14 protein-coding genes are annotated in these 17161 nt (G+C 54.4%); 1 reads left to right on the top strand and 13 read right to left on the bottom strand.

What is annotated here, in order from left to right; all coding sequences use genetic code 11:
* Nucleotides 1-13: 13 nt before the first annotated feature.
* The 6 genes from ACZ25R_RS06320 to iolD all read right to left on the bottom strand — a co-directional run bounded on the left by ACZ25R_RS06320 (nucleotide 14) and on the right by iolD (nucleotide 7710).
* The gene (locus tag ACZ25R_RS06320) at nucleotides 14-1555 is read right to left on the bottom strand and encodes a sugar ABC transporter ATP-binding protein (RefSeq protein ID WP_472460451.1); all 1542 of its coding nucleotides are present in this window, start codon (nucleotides 1553-1555) and stop codon (nucleotides 14-16) included.
* A gap of 73 nt (nucleotides 1556-1628) precedes the next feature.
* Nucleotides 1629-2561 carry a substrate-binding domain-containing protein gene (locus ACZ25R_RS06315; protein ID WP_464665105.1) on the bottom strand — a complete coding sequence of 311 codons (933 nt, stop codon included), beginning with the start codon at nucleotides 2559-2561 and terminating at the stop codon, nucleotides 1629-1631.
* A gap of 192 nt (nucleotides 2562-2753) precedes the next feature.
* Nucleotides 2754-3923: a Gfo/Idh/MocA family protein gene (locus ACZ25R_RS06310; protein ID WP_472460450.1), complete on the bottom strand. Its 1170-nt coding sequence runs from the start codon at nucleotides 3921-3923 to the stop codon at nucleotides 2754-2756.
* Entirely contained in the window at nucleotides 3920-4987 is a 1068-nt protein-coding gene (locus ACZ25R_RS06305; protein WP_464665103.1) for a sugar phosphate isomerase/epimerase family protein, read from the bottom strand. The genes ACZ25R_RS06310 and ACZ25R_RS06305 overlap by 4 nt, the downstream gene beginning before the upstream one ends.
* 19 nt (nucleotides 4988-5006) lie before the next feature.
* A complete protein-coding gene (locus tag ACZ25R_RS06300) occupies nucleotides 5007-5816 on the bottom strand; it encodes an SDR family oxidoreductase (protein ID WP_464665102.1) in 810 nt (269 codons plus the stop codon).
* 52 nt (nucleotides 5817-5868) lie between these two features.
* A complete protein-coding gene (gene iolD / locus ACZ25R_RS06295; protein ID WP_464665101.1) occupies nucleotides 5869-7710 on the bottom strand; it encodes a 3D-(3,5/4)-trihydroxycyclohexane-1,2-dione acylhydrolase (decyclizing) in 1842 nt (613 codons plus the stop codon).
* Between the two features lie 305 nt (nucleotides 7711-8015).
* On the opposite strand from iolD, the gene iolG reads away from it, so the two are divergent.
* Nucleotides 8016-9017: an inositol 2-dehydrogenase gene (gene iolG, locus ACZ25R_RS06290; RefSeq protein WP_472460449.1), complete on the top strand. Its 1002-nt coding sequence runs from the start codon at nucleotides 8016-8018 to the stop codon at nucleotides 9015-9017.
* A 42-nt stretch (nucleotides 9018-9059) separates the two neighbouring features.
* On the opposite strand, the gene ACZ25R_RS06285 is transcribed toward iolG, so the two are convergent.
* The 7 genes from ACZ25R_RS06285 to ACZ25R_RS06255 form a co-directional block, all read right to left on the bottom strand.
* The gene (locus tag ACZ25R_RS06285; protein ID WP_464665099.1) at nucleotides 9060-9971 is read right to left on the bottom strand and encodes a MurR/RpiR family transcriptional regulator; all 912 of its coding nucleotides are present in this window, start codon (nucleotides 9969-9971) and stop codon (nucleotides 9060-9062) included.
* 213 nt (nucleotides 9972-10184) lie between these two features.
* A complete protein-coding gene (locus tag ACZ25R_RS06280) occupies nucleotides 10185-11132 on the bottom strand; it encodes a substrate-binding domain-containing protein (protein ID WP_472460448.1) in 948 nt (315 codons plus the stop codon).
* An 88-nt stretch (nucleotides 11133-11220) separates the two neighbouring features.
* Nucleotides 11221-12234, bottom strand: coding sequence for an ABC transporter permease (locus tag ACZ25R_RS06275; protein WP_472460447.1), 1014 nt, complete (start codon nucleotides 12232-12234; stop codon nucleotides 11221-11223).
* Complete coding sequence (locus ACZ25R_RS06270) at nucleotides 12227-13720, bottom strand: sugar ABC transporter ATP-binding protein (RefSeq protein WP_472460446.1); 1494 nt, start codon at nucleotides 13718-13720, stop codon at nucleotides 12227-12229. The genes ACZ25R_RS06275 and ACZ25R_RS06270 overlap by 8 nt, the downstream gene beginning before the upstream one ends.
* 8 nt (nucleotides 13721-13728) lie before the next feature.
* A complete protein-coding gene (locus tag ACZ25R_RS06265; protein WP_472460445.1) occupies nucleotides 13729-14718 on the bottom strand; it encodes a hydroxyacid dehydrogenase in 990 nt (329 codons plus the stop codon).
* A gap of 2 nt (nucleotides 14719-14720) precedes the next feature.
* Complete coding sequence (locus tag ACZ25R_RS06260; RefSeq protein WP_472460444.1) at nucleotides 14721-15536, bottom strand: HpcH/HpaI aldolase family protein; 816 nt, start codon at nucleotides 15534-15536, stop codon at nucleotides 14721-14723.
* A gap of 11 nt (nucleotides 15537-15547) precedes the next feature.
* On the bottom strand, nucleotides 15548-16984 hold the full coding sequence (locus ACZ25R_RS06255; RefSeq protein WP_472460443.1) for an NAD-dependent succinate-semialdehyde dehydrogenase: 1437 nt from the start codon (nucleotides 16982-16984) through the stop codon (nucleotides 15548-15550).
* Between the last annotated feature and the right edge of the window lie 177 nt (nucleotides 16985-17161).

Raw genomic sequence — 17161 nt, 5'->3', positions numbered from 1 at the left:
CGTCCGCAGACGCTTAGCGCGCAGCCAGTTCCATTATTGTTATTTGGGTGGCTTCTGATCTATCGAGGAATCCGGTGACCCTCCCCTCATGCATCACCATCACGCGATCGCTCATGCCAAGCACTTCCGGCAACTCCGACGAAATCATGATGACAGCCACGCCATCCCTCGCCAGTTCCGTCACGAAGCGATGGATCTCCGCCTTTGCACCAACGTCGATACCGCGCGTAGGCTCATCAAGAATAAGGATGCGCGGATTGGTGAGAAGCCATCGACCGATGAGAACCTTTTGCTGGTTACCGCCCGAGAGGTTTTCGATTTTCTCATGCAAATTCGGGGTCTTTACACGAAGCTTTCGGCTCATTTCCTCACAGGCAGCATAAGCCTGCTTTTCCCGGACGAACCCGCCACTTGCAAAGCGATCCTGCAAAACGGCTATTTGCATGTTTTCAAGAATATTAAGAACCAGCAGACATCCTGTGTCTTTCCGGTCTTCGGTAAGAAACGCCATGCGATTGCGGATGGCGGTTTTGGGACTATCGATGTTGACAGGATTGCCATTGATTTCAATCGAACCGGACGACGCGGGCGTCACTCCGAACACTGCTTCTGCCACATTCGATCTGCCAGATCCTACAAGTCCGGCTATACCGAGTATCTCGCCTGCGCGAACATCAAACGAGACGTCGTGAAACACGCCATTGAGTGTCAGGTTCTTGACAGAAAGGACCGTATCCCCGATCGGCACCTTTTCCTTAGGGAACATCTGTGTGATCTCACGGCCAACCATCATCCGGATAATGTCATCCCGTGTTACATCCGTGGACCTATGCGTGCCGATGTACTTGCCGTCGCGAAAGACCGAGAATTCATCGGCGATCTCGAACAGCTCATTCATTTTGTGGGTAATGTAGACGATCCCGATGCCTTGCGCGCGCAGATCGCGGATGATCTCGAACAGATGACCGACTTCACGCTCGGTCAAAGTCGACGTCGGTTCGTCCATAATGAGAACATCGGACTCGTACGAAACAGCTTTTGCAATCTCGACCATCTGCCGATTGGCGACGGACAGGAGTCGGACTTCCATTTCCGGATCGATGTTGATCTTCAAGCGTTCGAAGAGTTCGATCGTCATCCGGTGCATTTCTCTATGATCGACGAATCCAAACCGGTTCTTTGGTTCTCTGCGGATCCAGATGTTTTCCGCAACGGTCATATAGGGCATCAGGTTGAGTTCCTGATGGATCATGGCGATGCCGTTCTCCAGCGCGTCGAGTGGTGACAACAACCGGATTTCAACGCCTTTGAGTTTGATTGTGCCTTTGTCCGGATGGTAGATACCTGCGAGCACCTTCATCAGGGTGGATTTGCCGGCACCGTTCTCGCCCATCAAGGCGTGAACCGACCCTCGCCTTAATTTGAAAGAAACGTCGTCCAACGCAACGACACCCGGAAATTCCTTGTGTACACCCTCTGCAGAGAGAAGGTATTCGGCATTTGGAATTGTCCTGCTGGCGCGCACGGCGGCCATTGCTGTCGGGCTTATGGTCATTTCTGTCCTCCCAATCACGACCCTGTTGCAATGCGTATTGGGAGCGGGATTGACCCCGCTCCCAACGGCCCAATCACTTCTTGGTCTGATACTGTGAGAGGTTTTCTTTGGTCACGAGCTCGAAGGGGATGTATGTCTTTTTTTCGACAGCCTCGCCTTTGATGATCTTGCGTGCCGTGTCGACCGCACCGCGTCCCTGGCCGGCTGCATTCTGGAACACCGTGACATGTAGATCCCCTGCCGCCACAGCAGCCAGAGCATCTGCCGTGGCATCAACACCGCCAACCACAACGCTATCCATCTTCCGCCCCGAAGCCTTCAATGCCTGTATGGCACCCAGGGCCATTTCGTCATTGTTGGCAATGACCGCATCGAATTCGACACCGGCAGACAACCAGTTTGTCATCAAGTCGAGAGCCGGTGTGCGCATCCAGTTGGCCGACTGTTCTTCAACGACTTTGATGCCGCTGCATTCCGGCGTGGACAGCACATCGTGCGTGGCTTTCGTGCGGCCGCGTTGACCTGTGGTGCCGAGCTGTCCCTGCATGATAACCGCTTTGCCTTTGCCTGCGAGCATCTTGCAGACAGTCTGGGTTTCCAGCGTTCCAGCCTGCTCTTCATTAGACCCGACAAAAGCTTGCTTGTCCGGCAGGCTGTCGACGTTCGACGGTGCATTGTTCACAAAGATCAGCGGAATACCTGCTGCCGCCGCAGTTTTTGAGATCGCTGCGCCAGAGTCGGCGTCGACCAGCATGATAATGATCGCATCAACGCGGGACGCGATGAAGTTGTCCACCTGGCTCTGCTGCTTTGCGATATCACCCTGACCATCCTCGGTCAGTATGGTCACGCCGTCGAGTGACTTGCCGTAGTCCTCCATGCTGTGACGAAGACCGGTCAGCCAGTTATCGTCGAACAATGACATACTGACACCAATGGTTTCGGCATGCGCCGTGCTCGTCAACAGTGCTGCCGCGAGAGCCGCACATGCAAAATACTTCTTCATTCCATTCCTCCTCAGTTGTGCGGACGATTTCAAGCGTCCGCGATTAATGCCAAAGCATCTTCGTTCCGGGAGACGATGCGCCTCCGGTTCTGCCGGTTTCTTCCGGCTTCGTTCGATCTTTCGGTATTCTTGGCATCCGCACGATTTGCGAACAGATACCGTTTTCAGACTAGCTCCTCCCAGCTGTGTCGATCACACGAAGCGTGGTTTTTGCCAGCCTCCATCGTATATTTCGTGGCTATCCACGACAGCGTCCACGAAGGCGACCCCCTTCAATCCGTCATAGGATGTCGGAATGACCTCCTCATCCACAGCTTTACCGCATGCTTTCGATCGGATAACCGATGCGAAAGCAGAGTAAAGATTGGCAAATGCTTCAATGTAGCCTTCCGGATGACCAGGCGGCGTGCGCGTCCGAACCTGGGTGTTCGCAGAGAGATCGTCCCTGCCGCGCTTGACGACGATGGGCGCACCAAACAGCGGGGTGAAATGCAGCTCGTTGGGGTGTTCCTGATGCCAGGCCAAGCTGCCTTTTTCGCCGAACACCCGTAAGCGTAGCCCGTTTGATTGGCCGATTGCCACCTGCGACGACCACAATAACCCGCGGGCACCACCTTCGTAGCGGATCATGACGTGAGCATTGTCATCAAGGGCTCGTCCTTCGACAAAGGTAGCAAGATCGGAAGCCAGCGCTTCGGCTTTGAGACCCGTTACAAATCCCGCCAGATGATATGCATGGGTGCCTATATCTCCGATCGATCCGCCGCGACCGTTTTTTTTCGGGTCTGTCCGCCAGGCTGCCTGCTGGTTTCCCTGCAGTTCAATGCCAGTCGCCATCCACTCCAATGGATATTCAACCTGAACGACCCGAATGCCTCCAAGATCGCCGCGCTGAACCATTGCACGTGCCTCATGGATCATCGGATAACCGCAATAGGTGTAGGTTACGCCGAGGAAAAGACCAGTCGATTGTGCCAACTCATGCAAGGCGATGGCATCTTCCGCGGTTGTTGTCATCGGCTTTTCGCAGATCACGTGAATACCAGCTTCGAGGAAGGCCTTGGCGATCGGGAAATGTGTATGATTGGGTGTGCAAATTGCCACGACATCGATACGATCGGCCCGGGATATTTCTCCCTCCACCATTGCCTTGTAGTCATCGTAGGATCGATTTCGTTCGATGTAGTTTTTCGCCGCAAATGCGTGACCGCGCTCGGCATTGACGTCGAACGCGCCTGCGACGAGTTCGAAATTGTTGTCCAGTCTTGCCGCGAAACGATGGATGCCGCCGATATAGGCACCATCACCGCCGCCCACCATGCCCAGTCTTAGTCTGCGATTTGCAAGGGGTATCCCGGTCATCGCAATACCTCCGAAATTCCAAGGATCTCATGATTGAGCGAGCGGTCAGCTCCGGATTTCACAAAGTCGTCAAAGGCCCGCTCTGAAACCCGAATGATATGATCTGCAATGAATCGTGCGCCCTCAGCGGCACCATCCTCAGAGTTTTTCAAGGCACATTCCCACTCAAGGACGGCCCAGCCATCAAAGTCGTAGCCGGACAATTTGGAGAAAATCGCGCCGAAATCGACCTGACCATCGCCTGGAGACCGGAAACGGCCGGCTCGGCTGATCCACGGCTGGTAGCCGCCATATGCTCCAGTCTTACCCGTCGGGCGGAACTCGGCATCCTTGACGTGGAATGTCTTGATCCGTTCATGGTAATGATCAATGTAGGTCAAATAATCGATCGACTGCAGCACCAGATGGCTCGGATCGTACATAATGTTGCATCTTGGGTGATTTTCGACACGTTCCAGGAACATTTCGAATGTGAGCCCGTCATGCAAATCCTCAGTTGGGTGGATTTCGTAGCATAGATCCACGCCCTCGCTGTCGAACGCATCAAGCAGCGGACGCCAACGTGTGGCCAGTTCATCAAAGCCGTCCGAAATCAAACCGTCCGGCCATTGCGGATATGGATAAAAATAGGGCCAAAGTAATGTTCCGCTGAATGTTACATGGCGATCTACGCCAAAGCGCCGCGAGGCCTTTGCCGCACAAAGGAGTTGGTTCACAGCCCACTCCTGCCGCGCTTTCGGGTTCTTGTGCACCTTTGCGGGGGCAAAAGAGTCCGCGGGAAGATTGAAGGATGGATGGAGGGCAACAAGTTGTCCCTGAAGATGGCTTGCGAGCTCGGTGACCACGAGGCCGTCTTCTTTTAAAATGCCCTTGAACTCATCGACATAATCCTGGCTTTCGGCCGCCTTCTCGAGGTCAATAATCCGCCTGTCCCATGTTGGGATCTGAACGCCCTTGAAGCCCTTATCAGCGGCCCACCCGGACAAGCCTTTCAGCGAATTAAATGGTGCTTCATCGCCAGCAAACTGTGCGAGAAATACCGCAGGTCCCTTGATTGTCTTCATTATAATACCTCGTTCGGCATCAAAGTGGCGATGCGGGGTGTGGGATGCCATCATAGGCTCCCCATATCCCTTGATCGAAATTTATGATTGCGCCTGTCATCAGGCCGGATTCAGAGGACGCCAGAAACGCGATTGCCCGGGCAACCTCAACCGGGTCGATTAACCTGCCGTTTGGCTGGTCGGCAGCTGCCTGCTCAAGCCAGTTTTCTGGTCTGCCGTCCAGGACGCGCTGGGTCCTGTCTTCACCTTCCGATGCCATCCAACCGATATTCAGGCTGTTGATGCGGATACGGTTGCGAAGAACTGCGTAAGCAACATTACGTGTCAGCGTGTCAAGCGCACCTTTGGAGGCACAATAGGCTGTCAAATTTGGCTGGCCGCCCATCGATGACATTGAGGAAATATTGACAATCGTTCCTTCGATCTGCTCGCGCTTGAAAAGCTTGATTGCCTCCTGGATCAGGAAAAACGGCGCGCGTGTATTCACCGCAAACAACATATCGAACAGCTCAGGTGAGGTTTCCAGGATGGTGCCTCTGTTGGTCGCACCCGCAACGTTAATGAGACAATCCAGCCGCCCGAATACTCTGTCTGCTTCCGCAACGACCTTGCGGCAATCATCGATGTTCCCAAGATCGGCTTTCACAAACACGGCCTTACAGCCTAGTTCTTCAAGTGCGGCTACCTGCGCGGCGCCCTTTTCCGTCGAGCGGCCACAAATTACCAAACCTTCCGCTCCCCGTTCCGCGAAAAGCTTCGCGGTGGCGGCACCCAATCCCTGCGTGCCTCCCGTTATAAGAGCAACTTTACCTTTGAATTGACCGTTCATGTCGTTGGTTTCCGCATAACCGAATTGCGCCGATAACAGATTTGGAGAGCCCCTAAATGCCGACACGCTGCTTTTTACGACCGGCTTGCTGGTCGGCCGACGCGACATTCACTTCCGGGCGGGCACTCACTTGGGGTACGCCTACATCCCACCAAGCGTCTCCAGGCGTCCAGGTGAAAGCATCCGACACAATTGTGAGTACAGTTGTCCGGTCTGTTGACTGAGCCCACTCCATGGCGGCTCCAAGATCTGCCAGGCTTTCAACATGGCGCGTCAGTGCTCCCATGGATTCAGCATGCTTGCCGAAGTCCACTGGAAACGCCTCTTTGACCCGGCAATCCTTCAACAGATTGTTGAAGGACGCTCCGCCCTTGGCGTTCTGAAGGCGATTGATGACAGCATAGCCGCCATTGTCACAAACAATCAGAATCATCTTGTGCCCCGAAAGCACTGTGGAATAGATGTCCGAGTTCATCATCATGTAGGTGCCGTCACCGATCATGACGATCGGGGTACGGGTGGGATCAGCCATCGCTGCGCCCCACCCGGCTGCAATTTCATATCCCATGCACGAAAAGCCAAACTCGCAGTCGAAGGTATTGGGAGCTTTGACCCGCCAGTTCTTCATGACTTCACCAGGCAAACCGCCGGCGGCCGTAATCAGGAGATCGCGCTCGCCGGCATGGGCGTTCACGACGGCGACAACTTGTGCGTAGGTAGGTACGGCAGCATTGGTAGGCTTTTGATAACCGTCGAGCGCGGTATTCCATTTCGCAAACTCGGTCCGACCCTTTTGGGTCCATTCTGGTGCGGCCATATAGCCGCTGAGTGCTGCCTGAAGCTCGTTTATACTCTCACGCGCATCGCCAACGACCGCAACCGCGCGATGCTTGTTGGCATCCCAGCGCGCCGCATTGATCGATACGAACGTGGCGTCCGGCGAGAATGCGGTCCAGGATCCGGTTGTAAAGTCCATCAGCCGCGTGCCAACGGCAAGGATTACATCTGCTTGCGCAGCCAATGTATTTGCCGAGGTGGAGCCAACGATACCAATAGGGCCGACATGAGCGGGATGATCATGCGTTACGGTACCCTTGCCGGCGATGGTTTCGCACATCGGTATGCCGTGCTTTTCTGCGAAGTCAGCAAGGGCTGTTTCTGCTCCGGAGTAGCGCACACCGCCACCTGAAATGATCAGCGGACGTTTGGCAGACTTCAAGACTTTGACAGCCTGCGCCAGACTATCCAAATCCGGGCGTGGGCGCGGAGCTCTATGCACTGTTGGCTCGAAGAAGCTCTCCGGATAGTCCCATGCGATTTCCTGCACATCCTGCGGCAAGGCCAGAAATGCCGGACCACAATCTGCCGGGTCAAGCATCACGGCAACCGCTTGCGGCAGGGAGGCAATGATCTGTTCTGGATGGGTGATCCGATCCCAATATCGTGTGACCGCCTTGAATGCATCGTTTACCGTGATCGTCGGATTGCCAAAATGCTCGACCTGCTGCATCACCGGATCGGGACGACGATTGACAAAGCTGTCACCGGCGAGCAGCAAGACTGGAAGCCGGTTGCTGTGAGCAACACCGGCTGCGGTAATCATGTTCAATGCGCCAGGACCGATCGAAGACGCTGCAACCATGATCTGACGCCGCTGCGTCGCTTTCGCAAAACCAATTGCAGCAAGTGCCATCGACTGTTCATTCTGTCCGCGCCATGTCGGCAATATATCTTTAACCGCTTCGAGTGCTTCTGAAAGGCAGGTCACATTCCCATGCCCGAAGATCGCAAAAACACCAGGAAACAGGGGTTCACGCCGCCCCTCAATCTGCGTGAACTGATTGCAAAGATAGCGGACCAGGGCTTGTGCCATGGTTAAGCGGACAGTAGACATATTAATCCTCCCAAACTGGCGCTCCTCGACCAGCCTTGTGCATGGAATATTTATTGCATTAATTTAAATATTGCAAGTCTTTTTGCATTTCAGCTGTGTGTGGCCCGTCCTGGGACCGTTCAGACAATGTGAATCAATCATAGTTTCGATCAATTCGAGCGGCCATGCGCCTCCAAATGCGCGCGGGTACAAACAGCACGGGCTGAACCACACAGAGAACCAATATTGTCATATTTGATTTATTGCAATATTTTTTGCATTGAGTTACTGCAGAACCGCTTGATCAAAACCCCGGGAGGAAATCCGTGTTAAATATCGCCCTTCTCGGCTGCGGTCGCATCGGTAAAATGCACGCAGCCACGATTGCCCGCTCGCCTACCGCGCAGCTTGTTTCTGTTTACGATCCTGTCTTTGAAGCGTCAGAGCAGGTTGGAACGCAATTTGGCTGCGCTGTTGCGCCGAGCGCCGAAGTGGCAATCGCTTCAGCCGATGCTGTGCTTATCGCCACGTCCACACCGACGCACGCAGACCTTATCGAAGCATCAGTACGAGCTGGAAAAGCTGTATTCTGCGAAAAGCCCATTGATCTGTCCCTGGAGCGGGTTGTGAAATGCCGGAATGCGATTGCTGCCCATTCGAGTGTCGTTCAAATCGGGTTCAACCGCCGTTTCGATCCGGGACATCGCGCAGCGCGTGAGGCCGTACGCAATGGTGATATCGGAGACCTGCAACAGATCATCATCACATCGCGCGATCCTGGACTGGCCCCATGGGGTTACTTGCAGGCATCAGGCGGAATTTTCAGAGATATGACCATCCATGATTTCGATCTCGCGCGCTTTATGCTCGACGAGGAGGTGGATGAAGTATTTGCAACTGGAAGCGCACTTATCGAGCCAAGACTTGCCACGGAACTTAATGATGTCGATTCCGTAATGGTGGTTATGCGGACAGGGAGCGGCAAGCTATGCCACATCAACAACTCGCGCCTGGCCACTTACGGTTATGACCAGCGCATTGAGTTGTTTGGCTCCAAAGGCATGGTGATTTCTGACAATCGTCGCGCCCACGAACTGAAGCGCTTTGGGGCAGTAACTACAGCCGCAGGCGAGCCTTATCTTAATTTCTTCATTGAACGTTATGTTGAAGCGTTTTCCGCGGGGCTCGAAAGCTTCATTGAAAAGGCTGTCAGCGGCGGAAAACCGGAAGCAACGTTTGATGATGGAGAGCGGGCGCTTGCGCTCGCCGAAGCGGCAGTCCTGTCTTTGAAAAAAAAGCGCTTCGTGAAGGTGTCTGAAGTTTCCTGACGAATGCGCCAAGCGCCGTTCGCAGGAACGGCGCTTGTCAGATCACACCTTCCGGCGTTGATTTTCCGTGACAGTTGGAATGTGCGGCGTACTTTCGCCATCTTCCTGGAGGGACGCCGCAAGGGCTATCGCGATACATTGGGTGATGCACATGGGTGCCGCCAAAGAGCGCGAAAATGAATACTCGTCTTCCGGTACCGTGAACAAGACCTTCGCACTCTTCGCCAAAGGAGACAGCTGGCTGTCAGTGATGGCGACCATGGGCGTACCGTTGCTCGCGGCAACGTCGGCGATCGAGACCACTTCCTTGGCATAGTGCCGGAAAGAGATCGCTACGAGTACGTCTTTCTTGCCCATGACCTGAGCCATTTCAGGAGCAAGACCACCGGCCGGATCAAGCAGGACAACCCTGCGTCTCAGCATTGAGAGAACATACCGCAAAAAACCGGCAATCGGTTCAGAGCGAAGTTGTCCGGCAATAAAAATCGTATCGGCATTTTTCAGCAATTTTGCGGCATCTGCCAGAGACTTTTCCGTAACTGCGTTCAGCAATTCCTGCAGCGTTGCTATATCCCGCACCACCAGATCGTGCAGAAAGCCTAGATTGCCTTTGCGTTTGTTCTTTTCCAAATCCGCATCGAGAGCGCTGATGCGTTCCCGGTATCCCGGCGCAGCAGTCGACAGTCTTGTCTGGAATACACCCTGCAACTGCTTGAAACCGGAAAACCCGAAGTGCTGCGCGAAGCGCACAAGAATCGAGGGGTGTGCGCCAACTTGTTCGGCAATCGTGTTAATCGACTGCATGGCGACTACATTTGAATTCTGCGTGAGAAACCTCGCGACTTGCTGGAACCTGTCGCTCAAAGAAGGATATGCTTCCGTGACAGCGTTGACGAAACTCTCGTAGTTCGCCAATCGCGGTTCGGATTGCTCAGAATTCTTTACCCTTGGCATGAAACAGAACCTCTTCATTGTTAGCCGCTCACGCGAGCCAAGCCAGCCGTTTAAGTCGCTGTCACTTAACAAGGAAGCACCGTGCCAGTTTGATTATTGCAATTTTTCCTATTTCGCAACATTCCATGTTCACAGCAGGTTGATCGAGCCGTGTGTTGTCCGATCTCTGAACAGTTGGAAGAACCGGTGCACCCGAAAGTGCACCGGGGACAATCAATACGGAGCGTCAGGAAAATAGTACTCTACCGCATTATCCTTTGTGATCAACGGGCTGCCAAGAACATACCGACCATTGATCGGGGCTTGCGTGGCAAATTTCATGGTCACCAATTCAATCGCGGGAATAATAAGCGTCGGTGGATAAAAAATATCGGCGTCAACCATGTCGTGCCCATCCTTGACGAGTTTAACGACCTTGTTCATGCCAGATCCGCCAAGAACGGTGACATTCTTGCGGCCGGCCTGCTTGATAGCCTCGATGGCACCAAGCGCAGCATCGTCATCCCCAGCCCACACACCGTCGATCTTTGGGAAGCGCTGCAAATAATCCTGCATAACTTCAAAACCCTTGTCGGGATTCCAATTGGCGTATTGCATGTCGAGGACGTCGATCTTCGTGCCCTTCAATGCGGCATTGAAGGCTTCGATGCGAATGTTATCGATCGCGGTCGGTATTCCCCGCATAACGACAATCTTGCCACCGTCCGGGAATTTCTTTTTGAAGTATTCCGCAGCTGCACGCCCGTACTGCGGATTGTCGCCTCCCACGTACAGGTCTTCAATGCCCTCTTCGCCCAGTCCCCGGTCGACGGTTGCAATAAAGATACCCTTGGCTTTTGCGGCCTTCACCGGTTGGGTCAAGGGATCAGATTCAAATGGCAACACAATAAGTGCATTGATGTTGCGGGCGACCATATCCTCTATATCATTGACCTGCTGGGTCGCACTGGATGATGTCGTCAGAACAAAATCGACATTCGGGAAGGCCTTCTTCATGGTGTCGATCGTTCGCTTCGTGTGGTAATTCAGACCACCAGTCCAGCCGTGCGTTGCAGCTGGTATGGAGACACCAATAACGGCATCTGCAGCATTTGCCTCTATTCCCCATCCCGCGATCATCATTGCTGCCGCGACAAGAGCCGTTTTCAAACTTCTTAGCATGATAGTTCCTCCCTTATTTAGACAACCCAACCCTTCCAGACTCATGCAAAAGTCCGGCAAGCTCTTCATTAGTGACAGTGTTCGTCGTTCAGCCTTGTGAGCGATCCCGCTGCAGGAGAACTGCGATAATTATGATCGCCCCCTGGAATGCCCCGTTAAGATAGGGGCTGACAAAGCCAGTGAGGTTCAGGATATTGCTGATGAACCCGAGGATAAGCACCCCGACAACCGTTCCCCATATGCGGCCAAAACCGCCACTCAGAGCAGTTCCGCCAATGATGACGGCCGCGATGGCTTCCAGTTCCCACATCAATCCCGTCGAGGGTGTTGCCGCGCCGAGGCGTGGAACATAAATGACCGTGGCGACTGCCACACAGAAACCTTGAATGACGTAGGTCAGGATTCGGACGCGGTTAACGGGAATTGCTGAATAAAGGGCGACATGACGATTGGAACCAATCGCGGCAACGTGCCGCCCAAACCGCACACGTCTCAAAACCACTTCGCCGATAACAGCCATGACAATGAGAACGATGATCGGAACTGCGATCCCTCCCACCTGCCCATAGTAGATTGGTCTCGCGGCATCACGCAGGGAGAAGTCCAGCGAAATGGAACCACCATCGGAAAGCCAGGTAATAATTGAGCGGAAGATGCCCATTGCGCCAAGTGTGACAATGAATGCTTCGACTCTGCCCTTCACAATCATGTAGCCATTCAGGAACCCCGCAGCTGCGCCCACAAGAATGGAGAACAGTATTCCTGCTGAAATCAGCAGCCAACCGGATCCAAGAGCCCCTACCGAGTGATTGAGGAAAAGAATGGTCACACCTGCGACCAATGCGGATAGCGAGCCGACCGACAAATCCAGCCCGCCCGCTGTAATCACGAATGTGGCACCAATCGCTATGATGCCGATAATGGCACTTCGCGTGAAGACATTTGACAAGTTCTCGGCACCGAGAAAGATACCGCTTGTCAAAGCGCCGATTATCATGAGCAGGATCAAGGCGATGAGCGGGCCCATAGCCTCCAATGTCCGAGTTATGGTCAGACCAGAGCCTGTCGGGGCACCTGTGGTATTAAGTGTGACGTCAGACATGGGTTAGCTCCTCCTGCAAGCCCATTGCGAAGCGGATAATCTCGCTTTCCTGTATTTTCTCTCCCGTCAGCTCGCCGGAAATCTGCCCCCGTCGCATGACAACAACACGGTCCGATAGTCCAACGATCTCTTGCATTTCCGAGGAAATGACGACGATGGCTTTGCCTGCATCGGCGAGCCTGGCGATGATTTCGTAGATTTGTTGTTTGGCTCCGATGTCCACGCCTCGCGTCGGCTCATCGAAAACGACCAGATCAGGATCTGTTGCGAGTGTCTTCGCAATCAGGATTTTTTGCTGATTGCCACCGCTGAGCGAACCAGCAGTTGCGTTATAGTTCCCCGCCCGGATATCGTATTCCTTCACCACGGTGACCAGGTCCAGATTCTCCACGCGATGACTGATCCAATTGCGGCCACTCAGCGCTCCCTTTGTCAGCGCAATATTTTCAGATAGTGACTTGCCCAGCAGGAGGCCCTTCCCTTTCCGGTCCTCGGTCAGGTAGGCAAGCTTCAATTGCCAGGCCTCCCGCGCATGCGGCAGCGCACGGCGTTGCCCGTTGAGTTCGAATGAGTGACACGACGCGGAACGCAAGCCGAGAAGTGCCTCGAACAATTCTGTCCGCCCTGACCCCACAAGTCCGGAAATTCCGAGAACTTCCCCCTTGTGGATCGTCAGGCTGGCATCAATAACCGCATTCGCAGAGTTCAATCCGATCACGTCGACAAGGATTTCACCCCTCGTTTTTGTCTTTTGACGAACCGGATAGATTTCCGACAATGGCCGACCGACCATGGCTTCGGCCATTTCATTTTCAGATATTTCGCTTGCCCTTGCCACCCGCACAATCTGGCCATCCCGCAGCACGGCGATCCTATTGGCGATAGCCTTCACCTCATCGAGACGGTGCGAGGTGAAAACGACCGAGCCCCCCTCGTCGCGGAACAGTCGGATGCGATCGAAAAGCTGGTTTGCTTCTGTCCCCGACAAAACCGCCGTTGGTTCGTCCATAAGGATTAGCTTAGGTTCTCGCGCAAAGGCTTTGGCAAGCTCGACCATCTGCCAATCAGACACAGGCAGATCTTGCAACCGAGCACGCGGTGAAACGTATGATCCGAGTTTTGCCAAAATATCAGCGGAAGCCTTCTCCATGGCTTGGCGATCTGTAAAAATCCCTTTGGTCAGTTCGCGTCCGAGAAAGACGTTCTCGGAAACGGTCAGATGCGGAGCCAAACAGAATTCCTGATGCACCATAACCACACCAGCCCGCTCGGCTTCCCGGAGAGTCTGCGGGGCACGTTTTCCTTCAAAATCCATCGTGCCGCTCGATTGGGGTGCAAGCCCGGCAATGATACGCATCAGGGTTGACTTGCCAGCACCGTTCTCGCCGACCAGAGCAAGAACCTCGCCCTGCTCGACAGACAGGTCTATCCCCTTCAGGACGGGAACATCGCCGTACGATTTGAAGAGCTGGGTGAGCGCAAGCATCGGCATCGTCAAACGCGCGCCGCTACTAGCGTCTGATGGCCGATCTCAGCGTGGTTGACGACCAGAGCCGCGCTCAAATTACCATTGAAATAATCGATAATATTGGCAGCGGCAGAAACGGCCATCCTCCGCCCGCACGCTTCCGTTAGCCCAGCGTTGTGGGGTGACAGGACTACCCGCTCGCAAGCAAAGAGAGGATTTCCGGAAACTGGCGGTTCCTCGGTGAAAACATCCAGCCCGGCAGCACCTATCCGATTTTCATTCAAAGCAGCGAGCAATGCCTTTTCATCGACCAGGCCACCCCGTGCCGTATTGATGAGGATCGCAGACGATTTCATCAAAGCCAGTTCGCGCTCTCCGATAAGTGCCAGAGAGCCAACCTTTGGTACATGGAGGGAAACCACATCCGCGACGCGAAGACCATCTTCCAATGTATCAACGGGATGAACACCACGTGCAAGAATGCTCGAAGGATCCTGAAAACGATCATGTGCCAGGACATTCATCCCCAATGCAGCGGCAATTTGGGCGAGACGGCGACCGATACGTCCAAAACCAACAATCAGCAATGTTCCGCCATCCAATTCGACTGCATCGAGCGAATTGCGATAGTTCCAATCGCCTTGCCGCATTTTCTGATCAAACAGAACGGTCCGACGTGCCGCCGAGAGCATGAGCATAGCCGCGTGTTCTGCAACCGCACGGGAATTCACGTCACCGACCACTGCCAGCGGGATTTGTCGCGCGTTGAGGGCCGCGACATCGACAGAGTCGTACCCAACGCCGTGCCGGGATACAATTTTCAGGTTGGGTGCTGCGGTGACAAACGCGGACGACAGCGGCTGCGTTCGGATGAGCAATGCATCTGCGGTTGGTAGATAGGGCTCGTAACTGGCGGCAGTGACATCTTCAACGTAATCGACTTCGATTCCCGGCGCATTTTGCAGGAGAGACAGCCCGTCCGCGTGGATCTTTCCAGCGACAACAACTCTTGGCATGCTCAATACCCTCCCCGGTCGAGCTTGTTTTCAGGAAGCGCGTCCACCACGAGTTCCCTGAATTTTCTCACACTTGCATCGGCTGCCCCCGCCATAAGGCGAACGTCGTTCGAAACGGTGACCAGATCAAAGCCCCATCCAACGGCTTTTGCGGCATACTCCGCTGTTCCGTTGTGAAGAGCTGCGCGTTTACCCGCCTTGTGTGCGGTGTGGAGAATATGCTGGATCGCCGCAATCATTTCGGGCTCACTCCGATCGAAGCCGGGGGCATACTTCCTGCCTTGAAGTCCGAGCGTGAGGTCGGCTGGACCTATGTAAACACCGTCAAGTCCGGGCGTAGATAAAATGTCGTCAAGATTTTCATATGCCTGCGCGGTTTCGATCATCGCGAGGCAGATCATCTCGTCGTCGGCCTCGTTTGCATATCCCGTTCCGGTAGAGAACAGAGCCCGGCTGGGCCCGAAGCTGCGAACACCATGTGGCGGATAGCGGACGTAAGAAACCAGGCGCTCGGCTTCCTCCCTCGTGTTTATCATGGGGCAGATGACACCATAGGCGCCCGCGTCGAGCGCCTTCATGATGTCAGCTGGGTCGAGCCAGGGAACGCGAATAAGAGGTGCTACACCGCTTGCGCGCATGGCCTGCAACATCGGGACGGCGCCATCATAGCCAACGATCCCATGCTGCATGTCAATAGTGATTGAATCGTACCCTTGAGCGGCCATAATTTCCGCACTGAATGAACTCGCAATCGACAGCCAGCCATTGAGCACCGGCTTTCCATCGGCCCAGCGGCTTTTCACACCATTCTTGATCATTTGCGGATTCCTTAAACCATCATCTGTGAGAGCTTGACGTTGGAGTAGTCGAGAATTCCCTCGATGCCGCCCTCACGGCCCATCCCGCTTGCCTTGATTCCGCCGAAGGGAGCTTCTGCTGCTGCCAGGGCGAAGCTATTCACACCGACCATGCCCGCCTGCAGCCGGGCAACCGCATCACGGGCCCGCGCCGCATCCCGGCTGAAGACATAGGCAGAAAGCCCCATCTCCGATGCGTTGGCGCGCTCAATCACTTCATCCGTATTTGAGAAGGACGTGATTGCCGCAATTGGCCCGAAATTTTCCTCAGCAAGTGCCTTGGCATCGTCAGGCAAGCCCGTGATCACAGTAGGTTCGAAGAAGTATCCGGTATTCAGTTCAGCGGGACGGCGTCCGCCAGCAAGTATCTTTCCGCCCCTGTCACGCGCATCTGCAACGACTTCCTCAATAGCATTGATGCGCCGCTGATTGATCAAAGGCCCCATCTGCGTTGTCTCGTTGAGGCCATGGCCAAGCTTGAGCGCACGTGCGCGGGCGGCGAAGCCTTCTGCGAAAGAGTCATGCAGGGATTCGTGAACGTAAAACCGATCGGGCGTGACACACACCTGACCGCTATTGGCATATTTTGTGGGCACTGCAAGATCGAGCGCGCGCTCCAGATCAGCATCTTCGAAGACGATCATTGGAGCATTCCCGCCAAGTTCCATGCTCACACGCTTCACAGTTTGCGCACTGTCCCTGATCATTTGCTGTCCAACTTGCGTTGATCCGGTCAAAGACACTTTTCTGACAACGGCCGATGCCATTATCGGTCTGTAGGTATTGGCAGTAGGACCGATCAACAGGTTTGCCACACCCGCCGGGATTCCAGCTTCCCGAAGGCAGTCAAACATAGTCATCGCGACGCCTGGCACCTCAACGGAGGGCCGTACAATCACGGTACACCCGGCCGCAAGAGCCGGCGCAACCTTGCGTGCTATCAAAGCTGCGGGAAAGTTCCACGCGGTAAAGGCTGCGACAACGCCAACTGGTTCATGGGTAACTTCAAGCCGTCCACCGGGCAATCTGCTTTCAATGATCCGACCGTAGATGCGGCGGGCTTCTTCCGCATACCAGCGAAATTGATCCACAGCGAGATTCCATTCACGGCCGGCCTGCGCAAAGGGTTTACCGGTCTCAAGCGTCATGCGCCGAGCCGCCTCGACTTCGCGGCGGATCATCGTGTCAGCAACTTTATGAAGTAGATCGGCACGTGCCCAGGCGGCTGTCTCGCGCCATTTGACCAGAGCCTGTTCGGCGGCAGCAATTGCTGATTGCGTGTCTTCCGCGCTTGCGGCAGGAACAATGCCGAGCACTTCTCCGTTACCCGGATCCGTGACTTCCGTGCTTGCCCCTTTCACCGGACCGGACCACGCGCCGTCGATGAAAAGCCCGTAAGATGTATACATGTCTCCTCCTCGCGGTGAAGGCCGTTTCGGCCTAGCGCCGTATGCAATTATTATTTCAAATTAGCAAATTAAGCAATTTTTATTGCTAGTCAAGTTATATTTGAATCGCAAATGCTGGGGATTTGCGCATCTGGGTTGCTACAACTTGTAAGTATAAAGTTTCACAGGGGTAGCCCA

Source organism: Phyllobacterium sp. RCAM01083, assembly GCF_055685835.1.
This window is presented reverse-complemented; position numbering and strand designations above follow the sequence as displayed.